Genomic DNA, 14,164 nt, shown 5'->3' with positions numbered 1-14,164 from the left:
CCGTTACCGGCCAACCGCTGCTGCAGCGGTCTTGCCACAATCGCTTCCCAGCCATTTTCCGGTGCCGTTTGATTTCTGGCTGATGTCGGCGCCACCCGGCCCCGGTACGGTCGTGACTGATTCAAACCGATACGATGTCTCACTCTCGGCCTTCAGGACGGCGTCGACCTTCATCCGGGGCTGGGCGCAGGTCATGCTCACATTCATTCCGCCAGCGGTTGGCGTCATCTTCTTGGTGCAGGAATCCGCGCCTTTTTTACCGAACAAATCGAAGTCGGTGATGTTTTGCCGGGTAATGCACTGTCTCGTGCGCAAACCATCGCCATTCAGTTCGGTACCATTGGCGGCCATCATCTTGTCGATCTGCGCGCGCTGCTCGGGCGTCATCATGGCCATCTGGCTTTTCATCATTTCGAGGTAGCCCCCCAGCGGGTTGCTACTGGCCTTGTCGGGCAGCGTCATATCGATCTGCCACAGCCCGGGTTTGATGACCGGTTGCTGTGCGAATGCCTGCCCTGCACACAGGCTGGCAAGGACAAGGACGATGTGTGCGGCGCTTGTTGTTCGCATACTGGCTCCTGATAGGTAGAGTATTTCAGTGTATGCGATTCGGCCAGGGAGTGAATTCTGAGGTCGTGCAACTGGCAAGCGGGCGGTCGGACTCATCGTTGAGGTCCAACGAGAATATCTTGAAGAGACTGGAGCTCAGGCCGTTCGACGTGCGTGCCAATATACCCCCAGTCCTCAGCGAACCGGGACGAAGGCCCATACCCACCGATGACGAATTCCCGCTGTGTCTGCTCTGCTGTCCGGGATAAAAACAGGATCAACTGGTTGAATTCAGCTAGTGAGAGTCGTTCTGTTTCAAAGTTCAAGCCAAGGTTCCAGTCCGGCAGGTCATCGCCATGCAAATCAGGCGTACGGGGAGACTTATCGTTGACGAGTCGGGCGGATGAAATACCCCAAGTAGGCAGGAAATTGGCGAACACTTCGGCCAATTGGTCGCCGATCTCATCGAGATCACTGCCATCAACGTAGGCATACGCTCTAAGCATTGGATTGCATTCCTCCTCGTCCGATGATGAAATACCGGTTTACATGCGCCGGAAGCATACTGCTTTCACCATTCTTCCTGGTTTGCAAAGATGGTTGTATGCGGCCACAGGGGTGGTTACCTACCCGCCACACCAGATGCACTTGAGCGACCCGCCGATGCCGTCTTCCAGGGAAAATGGTGCATCGTCACGTAGCCGCTTAGTCGGCAACAATGACGCCGCTATAATTTGGCGGCGCCTTCTTGTCTGGCCATCGCAAGTCAACCATTGGCTTGTCTGCACACAGTGAGCTGGCGATGAGCTTTCCGCTAGGAACTCCACGGCATTCCCATCTCGTATTGCCTCTATGTGCGATTTCGTCCCACGCGACGTCAAAATCGATCGCTGATGGTAGGCGAGATTGGCCGCTGATCAGATCGGTGTACGACGAGCTCGCGGTTGCATGTCGCGTCAAAGTGGACGTGATCGCAGCGGTTGCGCCAGCCTTCTCTGCTTGAGACTTTTCGCTGGCACAGCCAGCTAGTGCAGCGATCATCAAGAATGCGAAACGTGTTTTCAAATTGCCTCCAATAGTCAGGAGCGTAGGTGTGAAGTGGTGGCCAACCTGGTCGTTGCATCTATCGTAGCAGCTTGCCCTGCTGGAAAAGCCGCCCACTGTCTCGACAAGCAGGCGATGAAGGGCCGGACCTGACCCATGGAAAACCCAGGGATCACTTGCCAGAATTAAGCTCCGTGATTTACGGATGTGCGTGCGTTCACGCACGGCGCGGCCCGTACCACACGCCTAATCTCGGACTTCCAATGTCACCGCTCGTCGCGTTGCCATAAGCAACTGAGCTTTTCAAGAAAGGTTATATCTCAATGGAATCGAAGCAAGCAACACTGCACCGCATGGTCACCCCGGAACATACTTGCCCATTCGGCGTCGCATCACTCGACTTGTTGCAACAGGCGGGTTACCAGGTCGAGGATCATCAGTTGACGACCCGGAGCGAAGTCGATTCGTTCATGCAGGCCGAGGGCGTCGAAACGACACCGCAGACCTATATTGACGGCAAGCGCATTGGCGGGCATGAAGAACTCGTCGCTTTTTTAGGCGAGAAGTAAAAGCCAGCCGCCTGGCCGGCGCCAGGCGCCCTCCGTCTTATGCCGGACCGCCAGCAACCTTCGCCAGCAAGATCACATCACTCGATTCGATCAACGCCGGTATCTGCTCCGACAGCATCCGCAGATGTGGCGTTGCAAGATGCCGGTCAAGGTCGGCCTTGCTCTGCCACTCCTCGGTGAACACGAAGCGACGTGGATTGGCGATATCGCGGTTCACCTGGTAGCTGATGCATCCTTCCTCGCGCAGCGTCGGCTCGACAACGCTGCGTAACAGTGTTTCCAGTTTCTCTTCCAAACCGGGCTTGGCAACAAAAATAGCGACGACGGGCAAGGTCATGGTGGTCCCTGAAAGTGAGCGACCGACAAGATTATCACAAGGGCGCCAGGGGAAACTTCCGCAACGGGCGCTGGGCACAAATCGACCGGTCCGACCGCAAAATGCTGGCCTCGCCAGCACGTTTTCCGCCTTCCTTCTATACTGGCCGACCGCCGCGGCGCAGACCGCGGCTTGACCCCTATGTTAAGAAAACGAAAAATTCATGGCAGCCTTGTTTACCCCGTTCACCCTCAAAGACGTCACGTTGCGCAACCGTATCGCGGTGCCGCCAATGTGCCAGTACACCGCCAATGACGGCTTCGTCAACGATTGGCATCAGACGCACTACGCCAGCATTGCCCGTGGCGGCGCAGGTCTGGTGATCGTCGAAGCGACCGCAGTCTCGCCCGAAGGCCGTATCACGCCGGGCTGTACCGGCCTGTGGAATGATGCACAGGTCGAGGGCATGGCCCACATCGCCGCCCGTATCAAGGCCGCAGGCTCGGTCGCCGGCATCCAGATCGGCCACGCCGGCCGCAAGGCCAGCGCCAACCGTCCATGGGAAGGCGATGACCATATTCCATCGGACGATGCGTATGGGTGGGACACCATCGCACCGTCGGCGATTGCCTTCGGCAAGAACCTGCCAAAAGTGCCGAAGGAAATGACGCTGGACGACATCGCGCGCGTCAAGGCCAATTTCGTCGACGCTGCCCGCCGCGCACTTGCTGCCGGCTTCGAATGGCTCGAACTGCACTTTGCCCACGGTTACCTGGGCCAGAGCTTCTTTTCGCCGCACTCCAACAAGCGCACCGACCAGTACGGCGGCGATTTCGCCGGCCGCAGCCGCTTTTTGCTCGAGACGCTTGAGGCCGTGCGCGAAGTCTGGCCAGCCAACCTGCCGCTGACCGCGCGTCTTGGCGTCATCGAATACGATGGCAACGATGAACAAACGGTGAATGAGTCGATCGAACTGATTCGCATGATGCGCCAGCGCGGCCTGGACATGCTGAGTGTCAGCGTCAACTTCACGATTCCGGATGTGAATATCCCGTGGGGCCCTGCCTTCCTGGGCCCGGTGGCCAAGCGCGTGCGTGACGAAGCCGGCATTCCTGTCGCATCGGCGTGGGGCTTCGACGGTCCGCACCTGGCAGAACGCGCCGTGGCTGACGAACAGCTGGACCTGGTCATGGTCGGCCGCGCCCACCTGGCCAATCCGCACTACCCGCTGGAAGCGGCCAAAGAGCTTGGCATCGAGCGTCCAACCTGGGTGTTGCCGGCGCCGTATGCGCACTGGCTCGAGCGTTACAGCATGCAGAAGTAAGCCGTGTTTCGGCAGGCAGGGAGCGTTGCCCTGACTGCCGAACCGTTGTCCGGCAAGCGATTCGGGCGCGCGCGTTTCCTGCAGTGCCTGCCTCGCGCCACCCGCTCGAAAACCTCACTACAATCGGTTGACCGATCAGCAACGAGGAGCATCATGAGCATTCATCCCGAACACGACCTCAATCCCGGCGACGACGCCGAACCCGGTACGCCCGGTACCGGCGAAGACGTCTGCGACGCCTGTGCCGGCAAAGGCACACTTCCGGACGGCAAGGCATGCCCGCAATGCGGCGGCAGTGGCCATGTGATTGTGGGTATTGGCGGCGGCTAAGCGCCTCGCCTGACATTCTCTTGCAGCGCGGGGCATGCCAAACGCATCGCCCCGTGCTGCCAGTGTTTTACTGCGGCGGCTGGCCGTTCGACGCCATCAAGCCCGCATCCACCGGCAAGTTTACGCCAGTAATCAGGCGCGCATCGTCGCTCGCCAGGAACGCCATCGCGGCTGCAACACCATCCGGATCTTCCGGCGCGCCCAGCGGCATGCGTTCGTTGAACTTGGCGACCAGCTCGGGCTTTTTGATCATATCCTGGGTCAATCCGGTGTCGGTAAAGCTTGGATTGACCGCGTTAACGCGCACCCCGTCCTTGGCTGCATCCATTGCCATCGCGCGCACCATATTGCTGACCGCGCCTTTCGACGTGTTGTAGGCGAACATTTCCCAGTCACCACCCAGCCCCGAGACTGATGACGTCATGACGATCGATCCGCGGGTCTTGACGAGTTCAAGCATTGCCGCCTTGGCCATGTGATAGTAGCCGGTGACATTGACGGCCATGACGCGCGCGAAGTCTTCTTCGCTGGTGGCCATGATGTCGCCGTCCGTCGCGATACCGGCGTTGTTGATCAGGATATGCAGGCCGCCGAAGCGCTCGACCGTCGCCTTGACGGTTGCCGTTGCGGTGGCCTTGTCGGCGGTGTCGCCGACCTGCACGAGCACGCGATCCTGGGGAAGGCTGGCAGCAGCTTTGTCGAGTTTATCGCCATCGATATCGAGCATGACGACACGGGCGCCCTCGTCCAGAAAACGGCGGGCAGCCGACAGGCCGATGCCGGATGCGGCGCCGGTGACGAGGACAGTTTTATCGTTGAAACGGTTCATTGAATTCCTTTCGAGCAGGCAGAAACAGCCCGGTTGCGCGCGGCAAGCGAGCCATTCATCACGCCTTGTTGGTTCACGAGAATGTGCTGTCGACGATAGCACAGGGGTTCGCGCACCCCTCTTACGGTTCCAGCAGGAAAACCCAGGTGAACGCTATTCGACGATGCGTTCTTCGTCGTGCTTGACGATGGGGTCTTCGGTGCCGGTCCACTCGCTCATCAAGGAGTAACCGACTGCCAGCAAGACCGGCCCGATGAACATCCCGATGAAGCCGAACGCGATCAGGCCGCCCAGCACGCCGAGCAGCGTGAGCAAGAACGGCAGGCTGCTGCCACGGCTGATCAGCATCGGCCGCACGACGTTGTCGACGCCGCTGATCAAGACCGCGCCCCAGACCGTCATGAAGATCGACCAGCCGGTCTCGCCTTGCGCGAACAGCCAGAGCGCCGCCCCGCCCCAGACCAGCGGCGGGCCGAACGGGATCAGCGACGTCAGGAAGATCAGCACCGACAGCAGCGGCACGGCTGGCACGCCGGCAATCGCAAAGCCGATGGCGGCGACGATCGCCTGCGCCAGCGCAGTGCCGAGCAGGCCGTACATCACGCCGCGCACCGTCTGGCTGACGGTGGCCTGGATCGAGTCTGCACCCTCCCCCATCACCTTACGCATCGTCACTTCGATGATCGACAGCAAGCCATTACCGTCGCGGTACAGGAAGAAGCTCACGAATGCGGCCAGGCTCATTTGCACGACGCCGGTGCCGAGCATCAGCCCGCCTTTGACGAGCCAGTGGCGCGCCGGTTCGAGCATGCGCTGGGCCAGCGCCAGCATCTGCTCGCGGCTGGCGATCAGGTCGTTCAGATAGGTCTCGACCGACGGGCCGACCAGAGGGATGTCGCGCAGCCAGGTGGGCGGCGCCAGTTCGCGGTGCTCGATCAAGAGGCGCAGTTCACCGAAGCCACGCGCGACGTCGTCGCCCAGGTTGTAGGCGACCATCGACAGCGGAATGATGAACAGCAGCGTGAGCGAGAGCGTCATGGTCAGCGCTGCGATTGTGCGCTGGCCGTTCAGGCGCGTGAGCAGCCGCAGGTACAGCGGCCAGCTCGAAATGGCGACGGCTGCGGCGAACAGGATCGCCGGCAAAAACGGCCGCAGCACATAAAGGCAGCCCAGCGTGAGCAGGATGACCATGGCGATGCGGGTGTAGTTCCTGCCGGGTCGTTGCTGCTCCATGCTGCCTCAGGGAAGTGGTATTTACGGCATCATAGCAGTTGGCGCAGGTCGTGGGCGATCAGGCCCGGCCCCTGGCCATGGCGCACGAACAGGCGCAGCTGGCCCTGCTTGTCGAACACGAAACTGCCGGCCGTGTGGTCGACCGTGTAGCTGCTCGCGTCGGCACCCGGTGCCTTGGCGTAGAACACCTTGAATTCCTTGGCCACTTTCGCGGTCGCGGCAGCGTCGCCGTACAGGCCGATGAAGCGCTTGTCGAACGCCGGCACATAGTGCGACAGCAGTTCCTGCGTGTCGCGCTCGGGATCGACCGTGACGAACAGCACCTGCACTTCGTCGGCCGACGGGCCCAGTTCTTTCAGCACAGTCGCCATCTCGGCCATCGTGGTCGGGCACACGTCCGGGCACTGGGTATAGCCGAAGAACATCACGACGATCTTGCCGCGGAAGTCTTCCAGCGTGCGCACCTTGCCGGTGTGGTCGGTCAGCGTGAAGCCCTTGGCATAGTCGACGCCCGTCACGTCCGTGTTGTGGAACGCCGGGGCTTTGTCGCGCAGCTTGTCGCAGCCGGTGGCAAACAGCGCCACGGCCGAGAACGCCGCGATGGTCAGCAGTCGTTTCATCTTGAACCCATCATCAGAACTTGCGAATCAAAACTTGAAATAATGATCGACCAGCAGCGCCGCGAACAGCAGCGACAGGTAGACGATCGACCAGGTGAACGTCTTGCGCGCCTGCGCATCGCTGTAGTTGCGGTGCACGCGCCAGGAGTGGCGCAGGAAGACCGCATTGAGCGGCACCGCGGCCGCCAGATAGATCAGGCCGCTCATGCCGACCGCAAACGGCAGCAAGGTGGTGGCGGCCAGGCCGATCGTGTACAGCCACACCTGCAGGCCGGTGAATTTCATGCCGTGCGTGATCGGCAGCATCGGCAGGCCCGAGCGCGCGTAGTCTTCGCGGCGGTACATCGCCAGCACCCAAAAGTGCGGCGGGGTCCACATGAAAATGATCAGGACCAGCAGCCATGCTTCCATCGGGACTTCGTTGGCCACCGCCGCCCAGCCCAGCGCGGGCGGCATCGCGCCCGACAGGCCGCCGATGACGATGTTCTGCGACGTGTTCGGCTTGAGCAGCAGCGTGTAGATGAAGGCGTAGCCGACGAACGTGACGAAGGTCAGCCACATGGTCAGCGGATTGACGAGCGTGTACAGCACCAGCATGCCCAGGCCGCCGATGATCGACGAAAAGACCACGGTCTGCGTCGTGCTCAGTTCGCCCGAGGCGGTGGCGCGGCGCGCGGTGCGCGTCATGCGCGCATCGACGCGCGCCTCGACCAGGCAATTGACAGCGAATGCGGCGGCCGCCAGCAGCCAGATACCGGCGGTGCCGGCGATCAGCGTTTGCCAGCCCGGGAAGCCGTCCGTGGCGAGAAACATCCCGATCACGGCGCAAAATACCGCCAGCTTCGTCACGCGCGGCTTGGTCAGGGTCCAATACTGCGAGAAACGGCTCTGGGGCTTGGAAATGGCTGTCTGGGTTGTCATCAATGGGTGCTTGCGGACGCGGCGAGTCCGGGCGCTGGGACAGCGCAGGCCGCGTCGAGTTGGAACTTCACCCGGTAGTTTAACATGGTCACCAAAATCACCAGCAGCGCCGCCCCGGCGTTATGCATGACGGCAATCGCCAGCGGGAAGCTGAAATACACGGTCGCGATGCCGGTGAACAGCTGCGCCACCATGACCAGCACCAGCAGGCGTGCGGTCTTGCCCAGCGCCGGCAGACGCCAGGCACGCCACGCCGCCAGACCCAGCACCAGCACGACGGCCAGCGCAAAGGCGCGGTGCACCCAGTGGATCGCCACCAGCGCCGAGAACGGCAAATAATGCCCTTCCATCGTCTTGCCCAGCTCGCGCCACAGGTGGAAGCCATGCTCGAAGTCGAGTTCCGGCACGATCGCACCCTGGCACAGCGGGAACGTGTCGCAGGCCATGGTTGCATAGTTAGTGCTTACCCACCCGCCCAGCGCGATCTGCACGGTGAGCACGATGGCGGCGAGTAGCGACAGCCAGCGCAGACTGCGCAGCCGCGCGATCATTCCAGGCCCCTGCAACGGCGCCGGCCGCTTGAGCAGCGCGTCTTCGCGGCAGCCCATCCAGACCAGCATCGCCAGCAGCGTCATGCCCAGCAACAGGTGGATCGTGACGATCACCGGTTGCAGCTTGAGCGTGACGGTCCAGGCGCCGAAAGCGCCCTGCACCAGCACCGAGGCCAGCAACGCGATCGGCATGGCCGGCTGGAACACGGCGTCGTGCGTCCGGCGCCATTGTTTTACCGACGTGAACAGCAGCGCCAGGATCAGCGCGCCGATGCCCATCGCCAGGTAGCGGTGGATCATCTCGATCCAGGCCTTGGCCACCGTGACCGGACCGGTCGGCATCGCCGCTTCGGCCGCGGCAATCTGCTCGTGCGCCAGGAACGGGTTGGCTTCGCCGTAGCAGCCCGGCCAGTCCGGGCAACCCAGGCCCGAGTCGGTCAGGCGCGTGAATCCGCCGAACACGATCAGGTCGAACGTCAAAAACACCATCACCCAGACCAGTTTGCGGTATTTGTGGGCGTCGGACGACATCCAGACGATCGCCAGCGGCAGGCTGGCCACGAGCAGGCCCATCAGGCCGAGGTGTATGAGGGAAGACAGGTCCATGTGATTCTTTACCGGTAACGTGGTTCAGCCGATGGCCGATGCCTTGAGCAGTTTGGCGATGTCCTTGTAGACGCGGCCCGGTTCGGGCTGGAACGGGAAGCGCATCATGAGGTTGCCCAGCGGGTCGATCAGGTAGATATGGTCGCTCGGAGGGTGGCCTGCTTCGGTCGGTAGCCACTTCGCCACCGTCGCAGCCGGCGCGCGCAGCAATTCCATGCCGTCGTATTCGCGCATCATGACGGTGTCGAGCGGTTCACTGTCCGTGATCAGCCACACGCGTTCCATGCGTTCCATGTTCTTGCCCTGCATCGTGCGCCACTGGCGCATCGCGTACAGCTGGCGCATGCATTCATCGTTGCACTTGCCCCCGCCCACGCGCAGCATGACCCATTTGCCTTTCAGGTCGGCGAGCGTGCGCGGCTGGCCGTCGAGCGTGGTCGTGGCCATCTGCGGGATCGGCAGCGTGCGCGCATCGAGGATCGTGCCGTAGTTGGTGCGGTCGGTCGGCTTGACGATGTAGAAGGTAATGTACGACACGATCAGCGGCGCAGCGCAGATCAGCAGCACTAGCAGCAGCTTGAGGCGGCCACGGCGGCGCGCGGTGTCAGGGTCAGCGAGTTGTTCTTGAGCCACGTCGAAATCCCGTCATCACATAAAAAAGAAGGGCCAGCGCCGCCAGTGCATACCACTGGAAGGCATAGCCGCGGTGTTTGTCGATGCCTGCCTCGGGCAGCGGCCAGTCGCGCGCCATCAGGTCTGCCGGCGTCGCCGGCAACGTTTGCTGCACTAGGAACGGCAGCAGGCGCAGGCCGCTTGCCTGTGCGAGCGCTTGCGGCGTCAGGTTCTGCACCGCCGCGCCCGGCGCCAGCGGCGGGCCGTCGCCCAGTTCCATCACCTTGCCAGCGGACAGGACGAGCCGTCCTTCGAGCGTGACCGGCCCGGCTGGCGTCGCAAACGTTGGCAGCTTGTCGAACTCGGCCTGGCGCGGCAACCAGCCACGCAGCACCAGCACGTGCTCGTCCGCACCCGCTATTTTAAACGGCATTGCGAGATAGAACCCGGACTGGCTCCCGCGCGGGCGGTTCGCGAGCAGGACGGGCCAGCCGGCAATGAATTCGCCGTGCACACGCACGCGGCGAAATTCAAGATCCGGGGAGGCGGCGATGTTGGGATCGAGGTTGAATGGCGGCTCGGCGGCACGCGCCAGCTGGCGCGCCTGCAGGTCGGTCTTGTAGGCGGCCCGGTCCTGTTGCCAGTTGCCGAGCAGGATGCCGATGAGGGCCACAATCAGTGCTGCAATCAGGGCGACGGGGCGAAATCGGAAGGCGAAGCGCATTACAATGAATTCTCAACCTTTCGCGGGTCCATCATGAAAATCTTCGTTGCCATCGCCTTCGTCCTGATCCTGGCCAGCCTGGCGTCGGCCCTGTTCTTCATGATGCGCGACAAGGGGCGCACCAACCGCACCGTCAATGCGCTGGCGCTGCGGGTGGGCTTGTCGATCGTGCTGTTCCTGTGCCTGCTGGCGGCGCACCAGATGGGGTGGATTGCGCCGACGGGTTTGCGTTGAGGTGCACGTGGATCAGGGTTGACGGCGTTGCATGAGCGTGAACGCGTGGACGGGGAACCCGTCCACCCTACGATGAGCGATGCCAGGTCATCATTGGACCCATCCGCCCTGGAATGATCGACCGTGCCAGATGACCGTAGGGTGGAAGGCTCCGCCTTCCACGCGTTCAACCATCGCCCCACCCCCGTTACAGCCAGTACACCACCACGTACAGCCCAAGCCACACCACATCGACGAAGTGCCAGTACCATGCGGCGCCTTCAAAGCCGAAGTGGTGCTCGGCCGTGAAGTGCCCGCGCAGAACGCGGTAGAGGATCACCGACAGCATGATCGCGCCCATCGTCACGTGGAAACCGTGGAACCCGGTCAGCATGAAGAAGGTCGAACCGTAGATGCCCGACGTGAGCTTGAGGTTCAGGTCCTGGTAGGCGTGCATGTATTCATACACCTGGAAGCCCATGAACACGGCGCCCAGCAAAATGGTCGCGGCCAGCCAGAACGCCGTCTTGGCGCGGTGGCCGGCGCGCAGGGCGTGGTGCGAAATGGTCAGCGTCACGCCCGACGTCAGCAGCAGCGCCGTGTTGATGGTCGGGATCGGGAACGGCCCCATCGTGCGGAACCCCTCGACGATGCCGGCCGGTCCGGTATTGCCCCAGTGCGCCGAAAAATCAGGCCACAGGATCTGGTGATCCAGGTCGCCCAGCCACGGCATCGAAATCACGCGTGCATAAAACAGCGCACCAAAGAACGCGCCGAAGAACATCACTTCCGAGAAAATGAACCAGCTCATCGACCAGCGGAACGACAAATCGATGCGCTTGCCGTACAACCCGGATTCGGATTCGCCAATTGCTTCGCCGAACCAGAAGTACAGCACGACCAGCATCGCGACAATGCCCGTCAGGCACACGGGCATCGCGAACGGCAGCCCGTTGACCCATCCCGACGCGCCGGCCATCGTCACCAGCATCGACAGGCCGGCCAGCAGCGGCCAGCGCGAGGGGCCGGGAACGAAGTAATAAGGCGCGGCGGTCTGTGGCGAAGCTGGTTGTGACGAACTCATCTTTATCTCCTCGGGCGATGCTGTTGATTGTTGCGTCATGCATGCTTGCTTGGATTCCCGCCTCTGCGGGAATGACGTACTTATGCCACCGCGAAACTCACCGCCAGCATGATCAGGCCGATGAAGATCGCCACCCCGATCAGGCCGGCGACGATCACGTGGACCGGGTTCAGGCTGGCCGCATCGTTCTCGTAATCGGCGCGCTTGCGCACCCCGAAGAACGACCACAGCACGGCCTTCATGCTGGCCAGAAAACTCCCCTTGCGCTGATGGGGCTTATCCGTTTGCATCGCCTTCTTTCGGCGCGGCGGCAGCCTTGAACGCCCCGCCAATTTCAAAAAACGTGTACGACAGCGTGATGTTCTTCACTTCGCGCGGTAATTTGGGATCGATGAAGAACACCACCGGCATCTGGCGCGCTTCGTTCGGGGCCAGCGTCTGCTCGCGGAAGCAGAAGCACTCGACCTTCATGAAGTGCGGCGTGGCCGACTGCGGCGCGTAACTGGGAATCGCCTGCGCTTTGACCGCCCTGCCCTGCGTGTTGACGACCTCGTACATGACGGTGGCCAGTTCGCCCGGATGCACATCGATGCTGCGCGTGGTCGGCCGGAACCGCCACGGGCCCTGCGAATTGCCGTCGAGCTCGATCGTGATCGTGCGCGACTTGTCGACCTGGCTATTGGTCGGCGCCGCGACAAACCCATCCTGCTGCGTGAGCACGTTGATGCCCAGGACTTCACAAATCTGCCGGTACACGGGCACCAGTGCATAGCCGAAGCCGAACATCGCCACGGCCACCACCACCAGCTTGCCGAAGGTGCGGCGGTTCAGGCGCAGCAGTTTGACGCCGGTGGCCATCTCAGCGCAGCAGCGTGAACTTGACGAACACGCTGATGAAGAAGAACAGCGCCAGGCCGGCCAGCCACAGCGCGGTTCTCAGGTTATTGGGTTTGCGTGGCGCGGTCATCGGATTGTCCTTACTTCACCAGCGGCGGCGTTTCAAAGGTGTGGAACGGCGCCGGGCTCGGCACGGTCCACTCCAGGCCTTCGGCGCCTTCCCACGGTTTCGCGGGCGCCTTGGCGCCGCCGCGGATCGTCGGCAGCACGACTGCAAACAGGAAGTACACCTGGCTGAAGCCGAAGCCGAATGCGCCGATCGAGACGATCATGTTGAAGTCGGTGAACTGCACCGCGTAATCGGCATAGCGGCGCGGCATGCCGGCCAGGCCCAGGAAGTGCATCGGGAAGAACGTGACGTTGAACGTGATCAGCGAGAGCCAGAAGTGCATCTTGCCGCGCGCTTCCGGGTACATGTGCCCGGTCCACTTTGGCGCCCAGTAATAGAAGCCCGCGAACAGCGCGAACAGCGAGCCGGCCACTAGCACGTAGTGGAAGTGGGCCACGACGTAATAGGTGTCGTGCACCTGGATGTCGATTGGCGTGACCGCCAGGATCAGGCCCGTGAAGCCGCCGATGGTGAACACGAAAATGAAGCCGACCGCAAACAGCATCGGCGTCTCGAACGTCATCGAGCCCTTCCACATCGTGGCGACCCAGTTGAAGATTTTGACGCCGGTGGGCACGGCAATGAGCATCGTCGCGTACATGAAGAACAGCTGCGACGTGACCGGCATGCCGGTCGTGAACATGTGGTGCGCCCAGACGACGAACGACAGGATCGCGATCGACGCCGTTGCGTAGACCATCGAGGCGTAGCCAAACAGCGGCTTGCGGGCAAACGCCGGAATGATCTGCGAGACGATGCCGAACGCCGGCAGGATCATGATGTAGACCTCGGGGTGGCCGAAGAACCAGAAGATGTGCTGGTACATCACCGGATCGCCACCGCCAGCGGCATTGAAGAACGAGGTGCCGAAGTGGCGGTCGGTCAGCGTCATCGTGATCGCGCCGGCCAGCACCGGCATCACGGCGATGAGCAGGTAGGCGGTGATCAGCCAGGTCCAGCAGAACATCGGCATCTTCATCAGGGTCATGCCGGGCGCGCGCATGTTCAGGATGGTGACGATGATGTTGATCGAGCCCATGATCGACGAGGCGCCCATGATGTGCATCGCGAAGATCGCCATGTCCATGCCCAGGCCCATCTGCGTCGACAGCGGCGCGTACAGCGTCCAGCCGGCAGCGGTGGCCCCGCCCGGCACCAGGAACGACGTGGCCAGCAGGATCGCCGCCGGTGGCAGCAGCCAGAACGAGAAGTTGTTCATGCGCGCAAACGCCATGTCGGATGCGCCGACCTGCAGCGGCAGCATCCAGTTGGCAAAGCCGACGAAGGCCGGCATGATCGCGCCGAACACCATGATCAGGCCATGCATCGTGGTGAGCTGGTTGAAGAATTCGGGGCGCACGAACTGCAGGCCGGGCTGGAACAGCTCGGCCCGGATCATCAGCGCCAGCACGCCGCCCGAGAGCAGCATGATGAACGAGAACCACAGGTACAGGCTGCCGATGTCCTTGTGGTTGGTGGCATACACCCAGCGACGCCAACCGTGCGGATGGTCGTGGTGTTCGTCGTGTGCGTGGCCGTGCTCATTGCCGTGCTCATTGCCGTGACCTGGTGCGTGGTCGATCGTCGTGGTGCTCATGGCGTTACCCCTGCTCGTTACGTGCGTTGGTGGCGG

General features: G+C 62.2%; 19 protein-coding genes. 4 read left to right on the top strand and 15 right to left on the bottom strand.

Annotated features, from left to right (window positions below; genetic code table 11):
• Positions 1-3: 3 nt before the first annotated feature.
• Positions 4-570, bottom strand: coding sequence for a DUF3617 domain-containing protein (locus HD842_RS21135; RefSeq protein ID WP_183557043.1), 567 nt, complete (start codon positions 568-570; stop codon positions 4-6).
• A gap of 92 nt (positions 571-662) precedes the next feature.
• A complete protein-coding gene (locus tag HD842_RS21130; RefSeq protein WP_183557041.1) occupies positions 663-1,055 on the bottom strand; it encodes a hypothetical protein in 393 nt (130 codons plus the stop codon).
• An 891-nt stretch (positions 1,056-1,946) separates the two neighbouring features.
• Between HD842_RS21130 and HD842_RS21125 the strand changes: the two genes are divergently transcribed.
• Positions 1,947-2,162 carry a glutaredoxin domain-containing protein gene (locus tag HD842_RS21125; RefSeq protein ID WP_183557039.1) on the top strand — a complete coding sequence of 72 codons (216 nt, stop codon included), beginning with the start codon at positions 1,947-1,949 and terminating at the stop codon, positions 2,160-2,162.
• Positions 2,163-2,199: 37 nt separating this feature from the next.
• On the opposite strand, the gene HD842_RS21120 is transcribed toward HD842_RS21125, so the two are convergent.
• Complete coding sequence (locus HD842_RS21120; RefSeq protein ID WP_183557037.1) at positions 2,200-2,499, bottom strand: putative quinol monooxygenase; 300 nt, start codon at positions 2,497-2,499, stop codon at positions 2,200-2,202.
• 202 nt (positions 2,500-2,701) lie between these two features.
• Between HD842_RS21120 and HD842_RS21115 the strand changes: the two genes are divergently transcribed.
• Positions 2,702-3,802: an NADH:flavin oxidoreductase/NADH oxidase gene (locus HD842_RS21115; protein ID WP_183557035.1), complete on the top strand. Its 1,101-nt coding sequence runs from the start codon at positions 2,702-2,704 to the stop codon at positions 3,800-3,802.
• A gap of 153 nt (positions 3,803-3,955) precedes the next feature.
• Positions 3,956-4,132, top strand: a complete 177-nt coding sequence (locus HD842_RS21110) for a hypothetical protein (RefSeq protein ID WP_183557033.1) — start codon at positions 3,956-3,958, stop codon at positions 4,130-4,132.
• Between the two features lie 67 nt (positions 4,133-4,199).
• Here HD842_RS21110 and HD842_RS21105 read toward each other — a convergent pair whose 3' ends face one another.
• From HD842_RS21105 to HD842_RS21075, 7 genes are all read right to left on the bottom strand, one after another.
• Complete coding sequence (locus HD842_RS21105) at positions 4,200-4,961, bottom strand: SDR family NAD(P)-dependent oxidoreductase (protein ID WP_183557031.1); 762 nt, start codon at positions 4,959-4,961, stop codon at positions 4,200-4,202.
• 153 nt (positions 4,962-5,114) lie between these two features.
• Positions 5,115-6,194: an AI-2E family transporter gene (locus HD842_RS21100; protein ID WP_183557029.1), complete on the bottom strand. Its 1,080-nt coding sequence runs from the start codon at positions 6,192-6,194 to the stop codon at positions 5,115-5,117.
• Positions 6,195-6,223: 29 nt separating this feature from the next.
• Complete coding sequence (locus HD842_RS21095; RefSeq protein ID WP_183557027.1) at positions 6,224-6,814, bottom strand: SCO family protein; 591 nt, start codon at positions 6,812-6,814, stop codon at positions 6,224-6,226.
• Positions 6,815-6,841: 27 nt separating this feature from the next.
• Positions 6,842-7,735, bottom strand: a complete 894-nt coding sequence (gene cyoE / locus HD842_RS21090; protein WP_183557026.1) for a heme o synthase — start codon at positions 7,733-7,735, stop codon at positions 6,842-6,844.
• Positions 7,735-8,892: a COX15/CtaA family protein gene (locus tag HD842_RS21085; protein WP_183557024.1), complete on the bottom strand. Its 1,158-nt coding sequence runs from the start codon at positions 8,890-8,892 to the stop codon at positions 7,735-7,737. Before HD842_RS21085 ends, cyoE begins: the two co-directional genes overlap by 1 nt.
• Before the next feature lie 24 nt (positions 8,893-8,916).
• Positions 8,917-9,525: an SCO family protein gene (locus tag HD842_RS21080; RefSeq protein ID WP_370660865.1), complete on the bottom strand. Its 609-nt coding sequence runs from the start codon at positions 9,523-9,525 to the stop codon at positions 8,917-8,919.
• The gene (locus HD842_RS21075; RefSeq protein WP_183557022.1) at positions 9,503-10,228 is read right to left on the bottom strand and encodes an SURF1 family protein; all 726 of its coding nucleotides are present in this window, start codon (positions 10,226-10,228) and stop codon (positions 9,503-9,505) included. Before HD842_RS21075 ends, HD842_RS21080 begins: the two co-directional genes overlap by 23 nt.
• 33 nt (positions 10,229-10,261) lie before the next feature.
• Here HD842_RS21075 and HD842_RS21070 point away from each other — a divergent pair, with 33 nt between their 5' ends.
• Entirely contained in the window at positions 10,262-10,462 is a 201-nt protein-coding gene (locus HD842_RS21070) for a twin transmembrane helix small protein (RefSeq protein ID WP_183557020.1), read from the top strand.
• A 187-nt stretch (positions 10,463-10,649) separates the two neighbouring features.
• On the opposite strand, the gene HD842_RS21065 is transcribed toward HD842_RS21070, so the two are convergent.
• From HD842_RS21065 to ctaD, 5 genes are all read right to left on the bottom strand, one after another.
• On the bottom strand, positions 10,650-11,525 hold the full coding sequence (locus tag HD842_RS21065) for a cytochrome c oxidase subunit 3 (protein WP_183557018.1): 876 nt from the start codon (positions 11,523-11,525) through the stop codon (positions 10,650-10,652).
• Between the two features lie 80 nt (positions 11,526-11,605).
• A complete protein-coding gene (locus HD842_RS21060) occupies positions 11,606-11,815 on the bottom strand; it encodes a DUF2970 domain-containing protein (RefSeq protein WP_183557016.1) in 210 nt (69 codons plus the stop codon).
• A complete protein-coding gene (locus HD842_RS21055) occupies positions 11,802-12,383 on the bottom strand; it encodes a cytochrome c oxidase assembly protein (RefSeq protein ID WP_183557014.1) in 582 nt (193 codons plus the stop codon). Before HD842_RS21055 ends, HD842_RS21060 begins: the two co-directional genes overlap by 14 nt.
• A 1-nt stretch (position 12,384) precedes the next feature.
• Positions 12,385-12,492: a cytochrome oxidase small assembly protein gene (locus HD842_RS23875; RefSeq protein WP_221290780.1), complete on the bottom strand. Its 108-nt coding sequence runs from the start codon at positions 12,490-12,492 to the stop codon at positions 12,385-12,387.
• Positions 12,493-12,502: 10 nt separating this feature from the next.
• Entirely contained in the window at positions 12,503-14,128 is a 1,626-nt protein-coding gene (ctaD, locus tag HD842_RS21050) for a cytochrome c oxidase subunit I (RefSeq protein WP_183557012.1), read from the bottom strand.
• Positions 14,129-14,164: the final 36 nt, after the last annotated feature.

Origin of the sequence: Massilia aurea (assembly GCF_014200505.1) — a bacterium.
Taxonomy (GTDB): domain Bacteria; phylum Pseudomonadota; class Gammaproteobacteria; order Burkholderiales; family Burkholderiaceae_D; genus Telluria; species Telluria aurea_B.
Note: the sequence above shows the minus strand (reverse complement) of the source record. Positions and strands in the feature narration are given on the sequence as shown.